Here is a 15,690-nt window from a genome sequence, read left to right as displayed (position 1 = left end):
TCTCCAAATACAACGCCCGCGGACCCGCCATCGACCGGACCACCTACAAAGCCACCATCAGCATCAACATGATCCCGGCCAGCCCTTGACGCTGCTACCCCAGCCCTAACTGAACGGCGTTGCTTCTAGCCCTCTTCCAGCCCGACCTTTGTTCTGGCGGCCTTCTATCCTTGTCGGCATGCGCGATGTCGTCGAAGCCGCGCTCAAGGCCGCGGACGTCACCTACGACGAGCCGCGGCCGGGCGCGTTCCTGGTCAAACTGCCCGGGCAGCACAAGCTCGCCACCATGACGTGGTTGATCGTGGGGGAGCAGGCGCTGCACGTCGAGGCGTTCTTCTGCCGCCAGCCCGACGAGAACCACACCGAGTTCTACCGCTGGCTGCTCGGCAAGAACGGCTCCATGTACGGCGTGCACTTCTCGCTCGACCCCGTGGGGGACGTCTACCTCGTGGGCCGGGTGCCACTGACCGCCGTCACGGAGGCGGAGGTGGACCGGCTGCTGGGGTGCGTGCTCACGTACTCGGACGACTGGTTCGACCGGGCGCTGGAGCTGGGGTTCGCCTCGTCGATCAGGCGCGAGTGGGAGTGGCGGGCCAAGCGCGGGGAGTCGCTGGCCAACCTGCGGGCGTTCGCCCGCTTCGCGGACCCGGACCGGTAATCCCTGACCATAGGATTGGCGATATGGCGACTTTGGTGCTGCTTAGGCACGGCGAGAGTGACTGGAACGCGAAGGGCCTGTTCACCGGTTGGGTGGACGTGAGCCTCTCGGCCAAGGGCGAGGACGAGGCCCGCCGCGGCGGCAAGCTCCTCCAGGACGCCGGACTGCGCCCGGACATCGTCCACACCAGCCTGCTGACCCGGGCAATCCAGACGGCCCAGCTGGCGCTGGCGGAGGCCGACCTGCTCTGGCTGCCGGTGAAGCGGAGCTGGCGTCTCAACGAGCGCCACTACGGCGCCCTCCAGGGCAAGAACAAGGCCCAGACGCGCGAGGAGTTCGGCGACGAGCAGTTCATGCTGTGGCGCCGCTCCTACGACGTGCCGCCGCCCCCGATCGCGGACGACGACGAGTTCTCCCAGGCCGGCGACCCCCGCTACGCCCTGCTTCCGCCGGAGCTGATGCCCCGTACGGAGTGCCTGAAGGACGTGGTCGACCGCATGCTCCCGTACTGGTACGACTCGATCGTCCCCGACCTGTCGGCCGGCCGCACGGTCCTGGTGGCCGCCCACGGCAACTCCCTGAGGGCCCTGGTCAAGCACCTGGACGGGGTCGGCGACGAGGAGATCGCGGGCCTCAACATCCCGACGGGGATTCCGCTGCTGTACGAGTTGGACCCTGACTTCCGGCCGTGGCGGCCGGGCGGCGAATACCTGGACCCGGACGCCGCCAAGGCCGCCATCGAAGCCGTCGCCAACCAGGGCCGCTGACCCGGAAGCACGGCCTTCCACCGGGGGCGGTTCGCGCTCGGGGTTCCAGACAGCGCTTCCCAGGGGGCTTTCGCCCCCTTCGACCCCCGAAAGGCGTGGTTGCTTGGAGCATTCCGCCCGGTCTCGGCTCACAGAGCCGACGGGGCCGAGTCCGCCCTTGCGGGACCCTTCATGGCAACAGGTAGCGTGCTGGCAAGAAGGGGTGGGCAGGCATGAGCGAACATCGCGAGACGACCGGCCGGTGCTATGCGTGCAAGCGCACATTCAGCTTCGACCCGAAAGAAGTCGTAACTTTCCTGATCGATCCCGAGACCCATATGCCGCCGGGGATCACGGTCCTGGGCTCTCTTCGTCCAGCCAAACCGGAAGCCGTGGCCAGGTCTGCCGACGAGCCTATCTGCCCTGACTGCGTGACCAAGGCGCAGCAGTACAGCGAGGAGAGCGGATCGGGTCGCTCCTGGGGAAGCTGGCCGTCGAGCAGCAATTGAGCTCTCGTGGTTTTGTGACCGTTTGTGCAGGCATGAGGAAGCCCCCACGGCCCTTCCGGCCGTGGGGGCCTTTTCGCGTTGCTCAGGCAGTATGGCGCGGGCTTCTATGTGCTCGTGAGCGTCGCGGAGCTTCCCAGCTGCTTTGTATTCAGCACAAGGCCGTCCGTGTCCAGGCAATCACGGCATGCCTTGTCTGTTCGGGTGTCGGGACGCTGTCGGGATGATCGTTCAAGGAAGGAGCGTAGCGGCAGATGAGCGGCCCGAAGCAGAGGGCGAAGAGAATGCGTATGGTGCCGAGCTGAAAAGGGCACGTTATAACGATCTCTGGGCGATGCTGCAGCGGTAGATGATCGCTCGGTGTTCCTGACCTAAGAAATCAAGACCGGTATCCGATGTGGCGCAACAGAATCCGCAGCCGGTGCTCGATCTGCACGGCGGTCACGTCTTCCGCATGCTGGAGCAGGACGGATCCGATCGAGCTGGCCAGGATGTCCCGGATGACGCTCGGGTCGGTGTCCGCTGGGAGGTGACCGGCGTCGATGGCCTGCTGCGCGATTTGCGCCAGGGCGTTCAGTCGTGGCTGTAGGTAGCGCTCGGTGTAGGCGGTCACCAGTTTCGGGTAGTCGACTGAGGCGCCGATGACGCGTGCCATCAGCGCGCGGAAGCGGGGACGGCTGAGAAGCTCGGCAATGGATGAGATCAGTTCGTCGATCGACTGCCCGGCCGGCGCAGCGTCCATGCCGGGGGCGCGGGCGTGCTCCAGGGCGGCCATCAGGAGGTCGTCTTTGGTTCGCCAGCGCCGGTAGACGGTCAGTTTTGCCACGCCGGCGCGTTGGGCGACCGCTTCGATGCTGGTGCCCGCCGCGCCGCGTTCGATCAGCAGGTCCAACGCCGCCTCCAGGATGGCGGCGTCGTTTTCTGGATCGCGTGGACGGCCGTGGCGTTCTATGCCGGCCACAGCACCTGATTCAGCCATGCCGACAGTTTGTCGGGTGCCGGATGCTCACGCCAACCGATGTGCCCGTCGGGGCGGATCAGCATCACGTTGGGCGAGGCGGGCTCCACTGGCGTGAGCGCGACGATCAAGTTGGCGCCCAGTTGCGCCGCGGCGGCCTCGGCGTGGCGGGCGGCGACGTGCTGATCGGAGGCGAGCACCACCCAGCGTCCGGAGATCGCGGCGTGCAGCGTGGTCTGCCCTCCGTCGAGACGCCGGCAGGTGAGGTCGGGCATCCGGTCGCCGGGACGCAGCCCAGGCATCCACCGATGCGAGGCAGAGGCCAGCGGTCCTCCCCGGTAGCTGATGCCGAGTTGGGAGGCAGCCAGCCACAACCGGCGCTGCACTGCGGGCAGGCGGACGACCGGCAGGACAACCTTGTCGCGCAGCAGGCGTTTCCAGGGGTCGTGCGGCAGCATGATGTCCACGGCGGTGCTGGTGGCGCGCAGGACTTTGCGGGCCAGCGGCCGTCGTTCGCCTTCGTAGGTGTCGAGCAGTCGATGATCGGCGCGGCCGCGGGCGACCAGCACCAGCTTCCAGGCCAGGTTTTCCGCGTCGCCCAGCCCGGTGTTTTGTCCCTGGCCGCCGGTTGGGCTCTGGATGTGCGCCGCATCGCCGGCCAGCAGGATCCGGCCGCGCCGGTAGGCGTCGGCCAGCCGGCGGTGGATGCGGAACTCCGAGGCCCAGCGGATGTCCGTGACCGTGTCGAGGGCGACGCCACTGCGGCGGGAGAACTCGCTCAGCACCCGGTCGGTGATCTCGCGTTCGGACAGCTGGTCCGGCAGGTCCGATGGTGGTTCGATGAACACCCGCCAGGTGTCGTCCGGCAGCGCGGTGACCGACAGCATGTGGCCGGCCTCCATCCAGGTCGTGCTGCCGTTCTTGTCCAACGGCCACTGGGCCCGCACGTCGACCATCAACAGGCGTTCGAGGAGTTTGCGGCCGGGAAAGGCGATGCCGGCGAGCTTGCGTATGGTGCTGTGCGCGCCGTCGCAGCCGATCAGCCAGTGGGTCTCGATGTGGTGCTCGGCGCCGTCGGCCGTCTGGACTGTGGCAGTGACGCTCGTGTCGTCCTGCCGAGCTGCTACCAGCCGGGTGCCCCACTCCACGTGGCCGCCTAGTTCGGCCAGGCGTTTGCGCATCGTGCCCTCGACCTCGGCCTGCGAGATCAGCAGTGCCTGTTTCGGCTGGTCGGCGACGGCTTGGCCGACGTGAAGGCGCAGCACGGTGCGCGGTCCCTCGTTGTAGGACATGTTGAGCGAGGACTGGGAGCGCTGTGGCAGGTCGCCGAGCGCGCCGATGCGTTCCAAGACCTCGACGCCGCGTGGTTGCAGGCCGAGGGCCCGGGAGGTGGTGGCGGGGCTGGCGGCGGCGTCGATGACGCGCACGGGGATGTCGTGTAATGCCAGGTGGATGGCCAGGGCCAGCCCGGTGGGGCCGGCGCCCGCGATGAGTACGGTGTCCGTCACTTAGTAAACGATACGGTACCGATTACTAAGTCGGGAATGGAGGCATGTGTGATCACCGTCACCGTGCGTCGGTCGGAGGCTGCTCGGTAGTGCCGTGGAAAATCACGTGACTCCCTTGATCGACTCAGCCGCGGCGCACTGCCAGAGATGTGCTACGTTCCGCTTCCCGGCAGGCTGTTGCGTAGAACCGTGAGCGGGATAAACGCAGGCTGGGTGCGAGCGGCCGGGGTAGGGACATCGGCAAGCGTTCGGCCAGTACGGTGACACCTTCTGCGGAATGCCTTCGACCCCAGACGGTGAGGTCGCAGCGACCTGGACTCAGGAAATCGATCCCGCCGAGGTGGGCGAATCCGTCGTAATCACCGCCCATCTCTTTCAGGCTCTTTCAGGCAGAAGTGCCCAAAACCAGCGACGCGAGAGTGACGGCCGTAGGCTCTCGCGGGTGGCGTCGGGGCGACTGGTCCGCACTCGAACACTCTCCCATCCGGGTACCTTCGTCAGTCGGGTCCGCGCTACGCGTCGTCTGGTCCACCTGTGGCACGCCGATCTCAGGCTGGAACCGTCGGCGCCGCGACGATAACCCTTGCCGTTCGGTCAGGTTTCACTGTGTTGTCCGGACACATGGTCGAGCCATTTCCTGAGGACCGCCGGGTTCTGCGCCACGTTCCAGCGCTCCAGGAATGAGCGGCCAGGCATCTCGATGTCCGCCATGACCAGGCCCGGTTCCTCTGCTTGCGCCGCGGCGACGATCCGGCCATCCGGGGCGATGATCCGAGTCGCCCCGCCGCCCTCGCGCCCACCCGCCGTGCCGGCGACATCGGCCGCGATCACCCAGCAGTCGTTCTCCACCGCCCGCGCGATGAGCGTGGACCGAGTCCTGACCGCCCAGCCGCGGGTGACGTCCTGGGGCAGGTCGTTGTTGAGCGGGCACGCCAGGATGCGCGCACCGGCCAGGGCCAGGAGACGGGCCGGCTCGACGAAGTTGGCGTCGTTGCAGATCACGACGCCAAAGGCATGGTCGTCCTGGGGATAGAGGGGCAGGTCCTCGCCCGGGCTGAAGGCCGGTTCGCGGGGGAAGAGCTTGCGGGTGACCTCGCCGGCCAGCCGCCCGGCACGAACGACCGCCGCTGAGCTGTGCAACCGCCCGCCGGCTGAACGCTCGGTGAAACCTGCGACGACGGTCATCGTGGGTGGGCAATCCCGCAGGGCAGAGATCAGGTTCGCGTACGGGGGAGACAGCGCGACGGCCTCGGCGGCCGGTTTGTCCGGCGGCATGCCGCCGAAGTAGCACTCGGGCAGGACGAGCAGCTCCACCCCCGCTCGTTCGCACTGCTCGATCACCTGATGGAGGTCACTGGCCGCCGATCCCGCGAGCTCCGCCTGGAGCGCTGCCACTCTCATCCAGCGGCGCGCATGAAGTGCTTGCGAACGGCGTGGACGTCTTGCGCTCGTAGTCCTGCCGCCCCGGGCGCCAGTAGCTGTGTGCACATGTCGCCATGGTTGCGTAGATCGACGACCGTCCGGACGCCGGGCGCGACAACAGCCGGCCACCCTGCGGCGGTGAGCCGCTCTGGGTCGTCCGACCGGACCACTGCATCCCGCCGGACCATACGGCCCCCGGTCACAGGGATGCCGGTCACTGGGATGCCGCCGAGGTCGCGAATGCAGGCTCAAAGGTAACCCGACGACGGAACGCTACAGGTAGCCGGAGGCGTTGGACCCCGGCCCGTGAAATGGACGTGCGGGCCGGCTCTGGGATGCCGTCTCTCGACTGCGACACGGCCTGCCATGACGGGTCGCATGATGGCCGAGGTCCGGGAAGCGCGAGGGGGCGGGAGTGCCCTCGCCCGGGGGTGTGGGGGCGTGCCCCCACACCCCCGGCCTGAGCTCCTTCGCGCGAAGCGCGCCTCGCCTGCGAAGACCGCGCCTTCGGGGTCGAAGGGGGCGAAAGCCCCCTGGGAGGCGTTGTCTGCAACCCCGAGCGCGAAGCGCCCCGGGAGTGGAGGGCCTTGCTGTCAGCTGGGCCGCGTCCCCGTGACCAGGTAGACGACGTCCGCCGCCACCCGCACCGCGTGGTCCGCGTACCGCTCGTAGTAGCGCCCGATCAACGTGATGTCGATCGCCGGCTCCACCCCGTGCTCCCAGTCCTTGGACAGGATGTTCCGGAACAGCCGCCGGTGCAGCCGGTCCATCGCGTCGTCGTCCTGCTCCAGCTCCAGCGCCGAGTCCACATCCCGCGAGGCGATGCAGCTGCCGGTCTTGGTGATGAGGTTCTCCGCGATCTGCCCCATCTCCACGATGGTCGAGCGCACCTCGGCCGGGATCGCCGAGTCGGGGTGGCGCAGGCGGGCGACCTTGGCGACGTGGACGGCGAGGTCGCCCATGCGCTCCAGGTCGGTGCCCATGCGCAGCGCCGTGATGACCATTCGCAGGTCCACGGCCACCGGCTGCTGCCGGGCCATCAGGTCGAAGATCGAGGTCTCGATGTCGGCGAACGTCGCGTTCACTTCCTCGTCCCGGGAAATGACACTCTCGGCGAGCTGAAGGTCGGCGTCGAGGAGGGCCGTGGTGGCACGGGAAATGGCCGAGCGGACAAGCCTGGTCATCTCGACCAGCCTGTCGGTCAGCGAATCAAGTTCTTCATGGTACGCGTCGCGCATGTGGTCACCGTACGTGGCTGTTGATGAACGAACCCCTACCGTCAGATGAACTTTCCAGGAAAGGGGCCTTCCACCCCTGATGAGAGGGTCTGCCCCTGGGAGAAGGCCACCTACCATCGAAGACATGAGTGAGATGGCCATGAGCTTCGCGGCCCTGGCCGGGTTCGTCGTGGGCGCCCTGGCGGTTCTGTTCTACCGAAACCAGATCGAGGCTCCGAACCGCGCCGCCACGGAGGATGGCGTACAGACCGGGAGCGCTCTGCCACAGGGCGTGGCGTCCGTGCTGGCCGTGCTTCCCTCCTCCGCCGTGGTGCTCGACGCGCATGACAAGGTGCTGCGTGCCAGCTCGGCCGCCCGGGCGTTCGGGCTGGTCAAGGGCGACCGGCTGATGGCCGCCGAGCTGCTGGCGCTGGCCCGGCAGGTACGCCGCGACGGCGAGATCCGCGAGAGCGAGATCGACGTCGCGGGGCACAAGTTCGGCCAGGAGACCACGAACTTCGCGGTACGCGTGGCTCCGCTCGGCTCCCACGGCCAGGTCCTGGTGCTCGCGGAGGACCAGACCGAGCGCCGCAGGGTCGAGGCCGTACGCCGTGACTTCGTCGCGAACGTCAGCCACGAGCTGAAGACCCCGGTGGGCGCGATGAGCCTGCTGGCGGAGACCATCCAGGACGCAGCCGACGACCCCGAGGCGGTCAGCCGCTTCGCCGGGCGCATGCAGCACGAGGCCGCCCGGCTCAACTACCTCATCCAAGACCTGATCACACTCAGCAGGATCCAGGGCGCCGAGCCCATCCCCACCCCCGGACAGGTCTCGATCGACGAGTCCGTCCACGACGCCATCGACCACTGCAACACCAAGGCCGCCGCCAAGGACATCACGCTCGTCTCCGGCGGCACCGACGGCCTGCGCATCTGGGGCGACGACGAACTGCTCGTGACGGCGTTGCGCAATCTGATCGACAACGCCGTCGCGTACAGTCCGGAGCACACCCGGGTCGTGGTCAGCGTGCGGCCCGCGGGCGACTCGGTGGAGATCAGCGTCAGCGACCAGGGCATCGGCATCCCGGAGGAGGCGCTCGAGCGGATCTTCGAGCGGTTCTTCCGCGTCGACGCGGCCAGGTCGCGGGCGACCGGCGGCACCGGACTCGGTCTGGCCATCGTCAAGCACGTGGCCGCGGCGCACGCCGGCGAAGTGACCGTTTGGAGCAAGGAAGGGTCCGGCTCCACCTTCACGCTCCGCCTGCCCGCCTTCGGCGGCACGGCGGTGGCAGTACCACCCTCGATTCCCCTGGAGACAGCCCAATGACCCGCGTACTTGTCGTTGAAGATGAGGAGTCCTTCTCCGACGCCCTGTCCTACATGCTCCGCAAAGAGGGTTTCGAGGTGTCGGTCGCGGCGACCGGGCCCGAGGCGCTCGACACGTTCGACCGCAACGGAGCAGATCTGGTGCTGCTCGACCTGATGCTTCCGGGTCTGCCCGGTACGGAGGTGTGCCGCTCCCTCAGGCAGCGCTCCAAGGTGCCGGTGATCATGCTGACGGCCAAGGACAGCGAGATCGACAAGGTCGTGGGGCTCGAACTGGGCGCCGACGACTACGTCACCAAGCCGTTCTCGTCGCGCGAGCTGGTGGCCCGCATCCGCGCGGTCCTGCGCCGCCAGGGCGACGTGCCGGAGGAGCTGGAGACCGCGGTGCTGGCCGTCGGGCCCGTGCGCATGGACGTCGACCGCCACGTCGTCGCCGTGCGCGGTGAGCAGGTGCAGCTGCCGCTGAAGGAGTTCGAGCTGCTGGAGGTGCTGCTGCGCAACGCGGGGCGTGTACTGACCCGTGGCCAGCTCATCGACCGCGTGTGGGGCGCCGATTACGTGGGTGACACCAAGACCCTCGACGTCCATGTCAAGCGCCTGCGCGCCAAGATCGAGTCCGATCCGTCCAACCCGCGCTGCATCCTCACCGTGCGCGGCCTGGGCTACAAGTTCGACGCCACCGAAGAGTGAAAAACCCTTGTTCCGGTACGACTCGCGTACCGGAACAAGGGTTTCGGCGTTTTCGGGAAAGGTCAGTGGGCTTCTTCGGAAGCGGAAGCGGACGGCGTCGGGGTGGGCGTGGGAGCAGCGGTGGCGTTCGGCGCCGGGGGGTAGTCCTTGAACTCGCGGCTGCGCGTCACCACAGGGACGTTCAAGGACACGATGCCGGCGTTGGCGAACTGGAGGTCCAGCTTGATGCTCTCGCCGCCCCTGAGGCTCTTGGGGATCGCCTCGAGCATGATCTGAGGGGTGGGCTTGCCGGTGTTGACGAGCGTGTTGGCCGGGAGCTGGATCGGGGCCGTGACCTTGACCGTCCCCATGCTGCCCGCGGAGACCGCCTCCAGGGTGTCGGGGGCGCCGGCGGTGTTGAGGATGTTCAGGTAGATCGGGGCGGAGCCGCGCCAGGCGAGCTGCGCACCGGAGTCGGGCCCGAGAATGAACGCCTGCGGGATCTGAATGCCGCGCGTGCCGTAAGCACCGTTCTCGATCAATACCTGTGCCTCGTTGGGCGCGTACGGCTTGTTGGTAGTGGCGTCGAATCCGGCCCCGCAGCCCGCCAGCACGGGGGCTGCCAAGAACGCGGCGGCGACGACAATCCAGCGACGGCTGGTCACGGGCGGGTTCTCCTTGGTCTTGCGGAGGGCTCGCGCATGCGCTAAGCGCAGGCGGCGCGCATGCGTGATGTGCAGCGCCCACCATATCCATCCGAATCCATGGTCATATCCACGCCCCCGCAGGTCATTCGCTATGTCCGGAAATGCCAGACATACAGTTGAGGACTTGTCAAGCCCTAATATGCGGCCTTGACCTGCAGTTATGATGATTTCACTGTTCCGGGAGGCTGTGGACGCGTGGTACCCTGGAGTACAGCGGAAGGGGTACTTGTCACATGACTTTCCAGGTCGGCGACACAGTCGTCTACCCCCACCATGGGGCTGCTCGGATCGAAGCAATCACGAAGCGATCCATCAAGGGTGAGGAAAAGACCTACCTGGTGCTCAAGGTCGACAAGGGCGACCTTACCGTCCAGGTGCCAGCCGAAAACGCGGAACTCGTCGGTGTGCGCGATGTTGTCGGCCAGGAAGGCCTTGAGCGGGTTTTCGATGTCCTGCGGATGCCGCACACGGAAGAGCCGACCAACTGGTCTCGTCGCTACAAGGCCAATCTGGAGAAGCTCGCCTCCGGCGATGTCAACAAGGTCGCCGAAGTCGTTCGGGACCTGTGGCGGAGAGACCGCGAGCGCGGCCTGTCCGCGGGCGAGAAGCGCATGCTCGCCAAGGCGCGTCAGATCCTGGTCAGTGAGCTTGCCCTGGCGGAGAAGACCAACGAGGACAAGGCTGAGGCCCTGCTCGACGAGGTTCTCAACTCCTGAACACCAATCTTCCACGGGTGGGCGTCGGAGTCGACGTCCACCCGTTCGCTTCAGGATCCTCGGGGCGCGAGCTCAACCTCGCCGGCCTGCACTGGCCGGGCCAGACCGGGCTCGAGGGCCATTCGGACGGCGACGCGGCCGCGCATGCCGCGTGTGACGCGCTGCTGTCCGCGGCCGGCATGGGCGATCTCGGGCAGCTGTTCGGCACCGCGGACCCGCGCTGGGCGGGTTCTTCGGGTGTCGCGCTGCTGGAGGAGACCGCGCGGCAGGTGCGTGCCGCGGGCTACGAGATCGGCAACGTGGCCATTCAGGTGATCGGCAACCGGCCCAAGCTGGCGCCGCGCCGTACCGAGGCCGAGCTGGCGCTGAGCGCCGCCGTAGGTGCGCCTGTGAGCGTGTCGGCCACCACCACCGATGGACTCGGGCTGACCGGGCGGGGAGAGGGCATCGCGGCCGTCGCGACGGCCCTGGTCGTCAACCTTTCCTGAACGCCGGGCGTCTTACGTATGGATGCGTGAGGGTGTCCCGGCGGGTCGTCGCGAAGCCCGCTGTATCAGGAGGCGGCGGTTCGTCACTGGCGCGGTACGGACCGCCGTCTCCCCTTATTGGTTGTTTTGCCTGCTCTGAGGGTATGTGTCCCCACGACATGTGAACGTCTCGGGGGGAGCAACACATGATCGGCGCGATAGTTTCCGCGGTAGTCATCGGTGCCATCGTCGGCGCCCTGGCCAGGCTGGTCGTTCCTGGCAGGCAGAACATGTCCATCGGGCTGACCCTCATCGTCGGCATCGTGGCCGCCCTGATCGGAACGCTGATCGCGCAGGCCGCCGGCATGGCCGACACTCGGGGGATCGACTGGATCGAGCACATACTCCAGCTCGTGCTGGCGGTCATCGGTGTGCTTCTCGTGACGCGCTTCGGCCCGGGACGCACGGGACGTACGCGTGGAACACCCACCTGACCTGCTCATTCATAAAATCCGCGCATAAAAGCGGTAGATCGGGTAGCGAGCATCTCCGTGAGAGTGAACCGCTCACCCTCACGGGGAGGTTTCGTACCATGACTATCCAGTCCATCCTTGGCGCCATCGTGATCGGCGCCGTGATTGGCGCAATCGGTCGCCTCCTGCTCCCCGGCAGGCAGGCCATCGGCTGGATCCTCACCGTCGTCGTCGGCATCGTGGCCGCCCTGCTAGGCACGCTGATCGCTCAGGTGCTCGGCGTCGAGACGACCCCCGGCATCGACTGGATCGAGCTGGTGATGCAGGTGGTGCTGGCCATCGTCGGCGTGGGCCTGGTCGCCGGGCTCCGTCGCGGCTCCAGCGTCTAGACAGAAATAGATGGCCCGCCCGGGACGCGCCCGGGCGGGCCCTCCTCATGTCTTGTGACCGGTCAGTCTTCCGGGGGACGCGGGGTGCTGCGGAGGCGTTCGGCGGGGGCGGGGGTGTCGTCGTCGTGGATCACCGGGTGGGGGGCGGTGTCCTCCAACTCGTCCTCCCGCGGGCGCTCCCCGTCGTCGGCCAGCTCGGGGCCGTGCCCGGGATCCGGTACGTCGTCCTCGATCACGGGGTGGGGCTGGGTGTCCACGTCCTTCTCGTCGACGCGCGGGTGGACCAGCACGTCCGTCGGCTTGACCCGGTCGCCCCAGCGGACGGGGCGCGTGGGGGGCTCGGGTGCCTCCTCGTGCTGCACGGGCCACTCCGCCACCTGCGCCGCCAGCGGGGCAGGGGCCTCGGCGACCTCCTGGGCCGGCTCGGGGGCCTCCTGGGCCGGCTCGGGGGCCTCCTGGGCCGGCTCGGGGGCCTCCTGGGCCGGCTTGAGGGCTTCCCGGACCGGCTTGGCGGCTTCCTGGACCGGCGCGGGCGGCGGCGTCTCGGAGAGCCGCTCCGAGTAGATCTCGAGGGGCGGCGGCTCCGGATCCGGGTGGAAGGGGACGATGTCCCGCTCGGCCGCGCTCTCCTCGGCCTCCGCCCGATGCGCCTGTACGTGCTTGATCAGCAGGAGCCAGAGCCACAGCGCCACGGCCAGCATGACCCAGGGCGCCAGGGCCACGCCCACGGCCGTCGCCCGCACGTCGAACGCGAACCGCACCGCCGTCGCCACGTTGGCCGCCGCGGCCGCCACGATGAGCACGACCAGCACGAACGCCGCCTGCACGCGTACCAATAAGCGGGCGGAGCGCAGCAGCAGCACGTCGATCAGCGCGATCACCAGGAGCGCGTCGAAGGCCGCCGGATAGAGGAAGGCGAGATCCTGGCCCGCCTCGCCGGTGATGGCCAGCGCGCGCAGGTCGTCGAAGGAGAGTGCGCACGCGGCCCCGGCGAGGGCGGCGACCGCGAGCCCGGCCAGGGCGATGCCCAGGCGGCGCAGCATAGAGGGGGGAGTCACGTCCATGGCGGTTCGAGCCTACAGAAGAATGAGGGGCAGGACCGATCAAGGGAGACACATGGCCGAGCTGTCGGAAGATGCGCGCAAACTCTTGGATGCCCCGAATTATGCGACGGTGACCAGCCTGAACCCTGACGGCGGACCGCAGTCGACAGTCGTGTGGGTGCGCACGGATGGTGACGACGTGCTGTTCTCGACCGTGCGGGGGCGCAGGAAGCCGCGGAATTTCGAACGCGACCCGCGGGCGAGTCTGCTGGTCATCGATCCGGACAATCCATACAGGTATGTGGAAGTACGCGGGCGGGTGACCATGACGCCCGACCCGGAAGGGGCGCTCATTCAGGAGCTCTCGCACAAGTACCGGGGGATGCCATGGGAGGACAAACCGGGCGTCGAGCGCGTAATCGTACGGATCTCGCCGGACAGAGTAACGTTGCGAGGCTGATTTATCGACGCGACGGCGGGATTTATCGGCGTGACCAGCCCTCTGAGGCGTTAGCCTTGCCTTCGTGAGCCTGCACATCTACGACACCAGTACGCGCGCCATCCGTGAATTCGTTCCGGTCGAAGCCGGCCGGGCGTCGATTTACCTGTGTGGGGCGACCGTGCAGGCTCCTCCGCACATCGGGCACATCCGCTCGGGCGTGAACTTCGACGTGCTCCGGCGCTGGCTGACGCGATCCGGCTATGACATGACATTCTGCCGCAACGTCACCGACATCGACGACAAGATCATCAGGGTGGCGGCCGCGGAGGGCGTGCCCTGGTTCGTCGTGGCCGAGCGCAACCAGCGGGCCTTCACCTGGGCGTACGACACGCTCGGCTGCCTGCCGCCGACCGTCGAGCCGCGGGCCACCGGCCACGTGCCCGAGATGATCACGCTGATGGAGCGGCTGATCGCCCGCGGCCACGCCTACGCCTCCGGCGGCGACGTCTACTTCGACGTCCAGTCCTACGCCGATCGCTACGGCTCGCTCTCCAACCAGAAGCTGGACAACATGCGGGCCGCGGCCGACACCGACGACGAGTCGTGCAAGCGCGACCCCCGCGACTTCGCCCTGTGGAAGGGGGAGAAGCCGGGCGAGCCGACCTGGCCGACCCCTTGGGGCCCCGGCCGCCCCGGCTGGCACCTGGAGTGCTCGGCCATGGCGACGAAATACCTCGGCCCGGCCTTCGACATCCACGGCGGCGGGATCGACCTGATCTTCCCGCACCACGAGAACGAGATCGCCCAGTCCCAGGCGGCGGGCGACGGGTTCTCGCGCTACTGGATGCACAACGGCATGCTCAAGATCGGCGCGGAGAAGATGAGCAAGTCGCTCGGAAACTCGCTGCTGATTCCCGAGATGGTGCAGAAGGTGCGGCCGGTGGAGCTGCGCTACTACCTGGCGGTGCCGCACTACCGCTCCTCGATCGACTACTCCGAGGAGGCCCTGCTGGAGGCGGCCGCCGCGTACCAGCGCATCGAGGGCTTCGTCACGCGTGCCGCCGAGGTCATCCACGACGTCGACGCGGACGCGCCGCTGCCGCAGGCGTTCGTGGACGCCCTCAACGACGACCTCGGCACGCCGCAGGCGCTGGCGGTGGTGCACGAGGTGGTGCGCGAGGGCAACGTGGCGCTGTCGCGCGGCGACAAGGAGGCCGTGGCCCGGCTGCTCGCCGAGACGCAGAACATGCTGGACGTCCTCGGCCTCGACCCCCGCTCGCCGCAGTGGCGGGGAGCCGGCTCGGACCTCTCGCCGGTGGTCGACGCGCTGGTGGCGGTCGCGCTCGAACAGCGCAAGGCGGCCAGGGAGCGCAAGGACTACGCGGCGGCGGACGCGATCAGAAACCAGCTGGCGGCGGCGGGGATCACGGTGGAGGACACCCCGCACGGGGCCCGCTGGGAGCTCACCCGCTAGCCCACCCCTTCGGCCCGGCCCAGGCGTCGCGTCGCTTGAGCCGGGCACGGGTCCGCTGGTGGTGTCCGGAACGCGGGGTCAGATCGTCCAGGAGTAGGCGGCGTCCTCCAGCGCCTGGCGGGCGCCCTGCCTCAGGTTGGGAGCCATGGCGTGCGCGGCGTCGCCCAGGACGGCTACTTTTCCGCGAACGTACGTGCGCAGGTTCGGCAGTTCGTAGGTGTCGTGTTGGAGCACCGTGTCCTCGCGCGCGGAGGCCAGCAGCGCGGGAATGGGGTCATGCCAGCGCGCGAAGCGTTCGCGCAGCTCCGCCAGGCCGGACCGGGAGGCGGCCGGGGCGTTGGCCATCAGGTAGCAGTAGACGCGGCCGTCAGGCATCGGCACATGCCCGAATCGTTCGCCTCTGCCCCACGTTTCCACGCTCCCCTCAACGGGCTGGGGCGGAGCGATGAGGCGCCAGGTGGTGTAGCCGACGTAGCGCGGCCCGGGCGCGTGGGGCCAGAGGGAGCGCCGGGTCACGCTGTGCAGGCCGTCAGCGCCCACTACGAGATCCGCGGTGGAGGTGCCGCCGGTGCCGCCGTTGTGCAGGACCGTGCCGTCGGGCCGTACCTGGTGCACGTGGATGCCGGGCCGCAGGGCCTGGGCGGGCACGGCCGAGCGCAGCAGGTCGATCAGGTCGGCCCGGTGCACCGTCACCCACTGGCCGAAGCGGCGTTTGAGGCCGTCGATGTCGTTGCGTATCAGCCAGTCGCCGCTCGCGCCGCGGACACCCGTGGGTGGATCGGCCAGCCCGCCGGCGCGTAGGAAATCGCCCGATATCAAGGTCCGGCTACCGGTCCGGTTGCCGGTCCAGCTACCGGTCCGGTCGCCGGTCCGGTTGCCGGTCCGCCGCCGCGCCCGGGCGCGGTGATCGCCGATAAGAGGGGCTCTCCCAGCGGCACCCACGCCTATCCGCGCCGACGCCGTCTCAAG

At 68.3% G+C, this 15,690-nt stretch carries 19 protein-coding genes; 11 read left to right on the top strand and 8 right to left on the bottom strand.

Going from position 1 to position 15,690, the window contains the following annotated elements; genetic code table 11:
• Positions 1–178: 178 nt before the first annotated feature.
• The 3 genes from ACFKCF_RS58340 (at position 179) to ACFKCF_RS58330 (ending at position 1,913) form a co-directional block, all read left to right on the top strand.
• Positions 179–658, top strand: coding sequence for a YbjN domain-containing protein (locus tag ACFKCF_RS58340; RefSeq protein ID WP_394505739.1), 480 nt, complete (start codon positions 179–181; stop codon positions 656–658).
• A 23-nt stretch (positions 659–681) separates the two neighbouring features.
• A complete protein-coding gene (locus ACFKCF_RS58335) occupies positions 682–1,425 on the top strand; it encodes a phosphoglyceromutase (protein ID WP_394505737.1) in 744 nt (247 codons plus the stop codon).
• A gap of 212 nt (positions 1,426–1,637) precedes the next feature.
• Positions 1,638–1,913, top strand: coding sequence for a hypothetical protein (locus tag ACFKCF_RS58330; protein WP_394505735.1), 276 nt, complete (start codon positions 1,638–1,640; stop codon positions 1,911–1,913).
• Positions 1,914–2,289: 376 nt separating this feature from the next.
• On the opposite strand, the gene ACFKCF_RS58325 is transcribed toward ACFKCF_RS58330, so the two are convergent.
• The 5 genes from ACFKCF_RS58325 to phoU all read right to left on the bottom strand — a co-directional run bounded on the left by ACFKCF_RS58325 (position 2,290) and on the right by phoU (position 7,036).
• Entirely contained in the window at positions 2,290–2,889 is a 600-nt protein-coding gene (locus ACFKCF_RS58325) for a TetR/AcrR family transcriptional regulator (protein WP_394505734.1), read from the bottom strand.
• Complete coding sequence (locus ACFKCF_RS58320) at positions 2,859–4,376, bottom strand: FAD-dependent monooxygenase (RefSeq protein ID WP_394505732.1); 1,518 nt, start codon at positions 4,374–4,376, stop codon at positions 2,859–2,861. The genes ACFKCF_RS58325 and ACFKCF_RS58320 overlap by 31 nt, the downstream gene beginning before the upstream one ends.
• A gap of 594 nt (positions 4,377–4,970) precedes the next feature.
• On the bottom strand, positions 4,971–5,777 hold the full coding sequence (locus tag ACFKCF_RS58315; RefSeq protein WP_394505731.1) for a carbon-nitrogen hydrolase family protein: 807 nt from the start codon (positions 5,775–5,777) through the stop codon (positions 4,971–4,973).
• Positions 5,774–6,040: a tyrosine-protein phosphatase gene (locus ACFKCF_RS58310; RefSeq protein WP_394505743.1), complete on the bottom strand. Its 267-nt coding sequence runs from the start codon at positions 6,038–6,040 to the stop codon at positions 5,774–5,776. Before ACFKCF_RS58310 ends, ACFKCF_RS58315 begins: the two co-directional genes overlap by 4 nt.
• 351 nt (positions 6,041–6,391) lie before the next feature.
• A complete protein-coding gene (gene phoU, locus ACFKCF_RS58305) occupies positions 6,392–7,036 on the bottom strand; it encodes a phosphate signaling complex protein PhoU (RefSeq protein ID WP_394505730.1) in 645 nt (214 codons plus the stop codon).
• A gap of 133 nt (positions 7,037–7,169) precedes the next feature.
• Here phoU and ACFKCF_RS58300 point away from each other — a divergent pair, with 133 nt between their 5' ends.
• Both ACFKCF_RS58300 and ACFKCF_RS58295 read left to right on the top strand, forming a co-directional pair.
• Positions 7,170–8,342, top strand: a complete 1,173-nt coding sequence (locus ACFKCF_RS58300; RefSeq protein ID WP_394505741.1) for a sensor histidine kinase — start codon at positions 7,170–7,172, stop codon at positions 8,340–8,342.
• On the top strand, positions 8,339–9,031 hold the full coding sequence (locus ACFKCF_RS58295; protein WP_357825148.1) for a response regulator transcription factor: 693 nt from the start codon (positions 8,339–8,341) through the stop codon (positions 9,029–9,031). The genes ACFKCF_RS58300 and ACFKCF_RS58295 overlap by 4 nt, the downstream gene beginning before the upstream one ends.
• Before the next feature lie 62 nt (positions 9,032–9,093).
• Here the strand turns inward: ACFKCF_RS58295 and ACFKCF_RS58290 are convergent, their stop codons facing one another.
• A complete protein-coding gene (locus ACFKCF_RS58290; protein WP_394505729.1) occupies positions 9,094–9,675 on the bottom strand; it encodes a copper chaperone PCu(A)C in 582 nt (193 codons plus the stop codon).
• A 275-nt stretch (positions 9,676–9,950) separates the two neighbouring features.
• Between ACFKCF_RS58290 and ACFKCF_RS58285 the strand changes: the two genes are divergently transcribed.
• The 4 genes from ACFKCF_RS58285 to ACFKCF_RS58270 all read left to right on the top strand — a co-directional run bounded on the left by ACFKCF_RS58285 (position 9,951) and on the right by ACFKCF_RS58270 (position 11,762).
• Positions 9,951–10,433, top strand: a complete 483-nt coding sequence (locus tag ACFKCF_RS58285) for a CarD family transcriptional regulator (RefSeq protein WP_043624891.1) — start codon at positions 9,951–9,953, stop codon at positions 10,431–10,433.
• A gap of 17 nt (positions 10,434–10,450) precedes the next feature.
• Entirely contained in the window at positions 10,451–10,921 is a 471-nt protein-coding gene (ispF, locus tag ACFKCF_RS58280; RefSeq protein WP_394505727.1) for a 2-C-methyl-D-erythritol 2,4-cyclodiphosphate synthase, read from the top strand.
• Between the two features lie 185 nt (positions 10,922–11,106).
• Complete coding sequence (locus ACFKCF_RS58275; RefSeq protein ID WP_394505725.1) at positions 11,107–11,394, top strand: GlsB/YeaQ/YmgE family stress response membrane protein; 288 nt, start codon at positions 11,107–11,109, stop codon at positions 11,392–11,394.
• 98 nt (positions 11,395–11,492) lie between these two features.
• A complete protein-coding gene (locus tag ACFKCF_RS58270) occupies positions 11,493–11,762 on the top strand; it encodes a GlsB/YeaQ/YmgE family stress response membrane protein (RefSeq protein ID WP_394505724.1) in 270 nt (89 codons plus the stop codon).
• 62 nt (positions 11,763–11,824) lie between these two features.
• On the opposite strand, the gene ACFKCF_RS58265 is transcribed toward ACFKCF_RS58270, so the two are convergent.
• A complete protein-coding gene (locus ACFKCF_RS58265) occupies positions 11,825–12,826 on the bottom strand; it encodes a DUF2637 domain-containing protein (protein ID WP_394505722.1) in 1,002 nt (333 codons plus the stop codon).
• A gap of 52 nt (positions 12,827–12,878) precedes the next feature.
• Between ACFKCF_RS58265 and ACFKCF_RS58260 the strand changes: the two genes are divergently transcribed.
• Together ACFKCF_RS58260 and cysS are read left to right on the top strand one after the other, a co-directional pair.
• Positions 12,879–13,265, top strand: a complete 387-nt coding sequence (locus ACFKCF_RS58260) for a PPOX class F420-dependent oxidoreductase (protein ID WP_394505720.1) — start codon at positions 12,879–12,881, stop codon at positions 13,263–13,265.
• 64 nt (positions 13,266–13,329) lie between these two features.
• Positions 13,330–14,721 carry a cysteine--tRNA ligase gene (cysS, locus tag ACFKCF_RS58255; protein WP_394505718.1) on the top strand — a complete coding sequence of 464 codons (1,392 nt, stop codon included), beginning with the start codon at positions 13,330–13,332 and terminating at the stop codon, positions 14,719–14,721.
• Positions 14,722–14,799: 78 nt separating this feature from the next.
• On the opposite strand, the gene ACFKCF_RS58250 is transcribed toward cysS, so the two are convergent.
• On the bottom strand, positions 14,800–15,540 hold the full coding sequence (locus ACFKCF_RS58250) for an FAD-dependent monooxygenase (RefSeq protein ID WP_394505716.1): 741 nt from the start codon (positions 15,538–15,540) through the stop codon (positions 14,800–14,802).
• Positions 15,541–15,690: the final 150 nt, after the last annotated feature.

The organism is Nonomuraea sp. JJY05 (genome assembly GCF_043496855.1).
Lineage (GTDB): Bacteria > Actinomycetota > Actinomycetes > Streptosporangiales > Streptosporangiaceae > Nonomuraea.
This window is presented reverse-complemented; position numbering and strand designations above follow the sequence as displayed.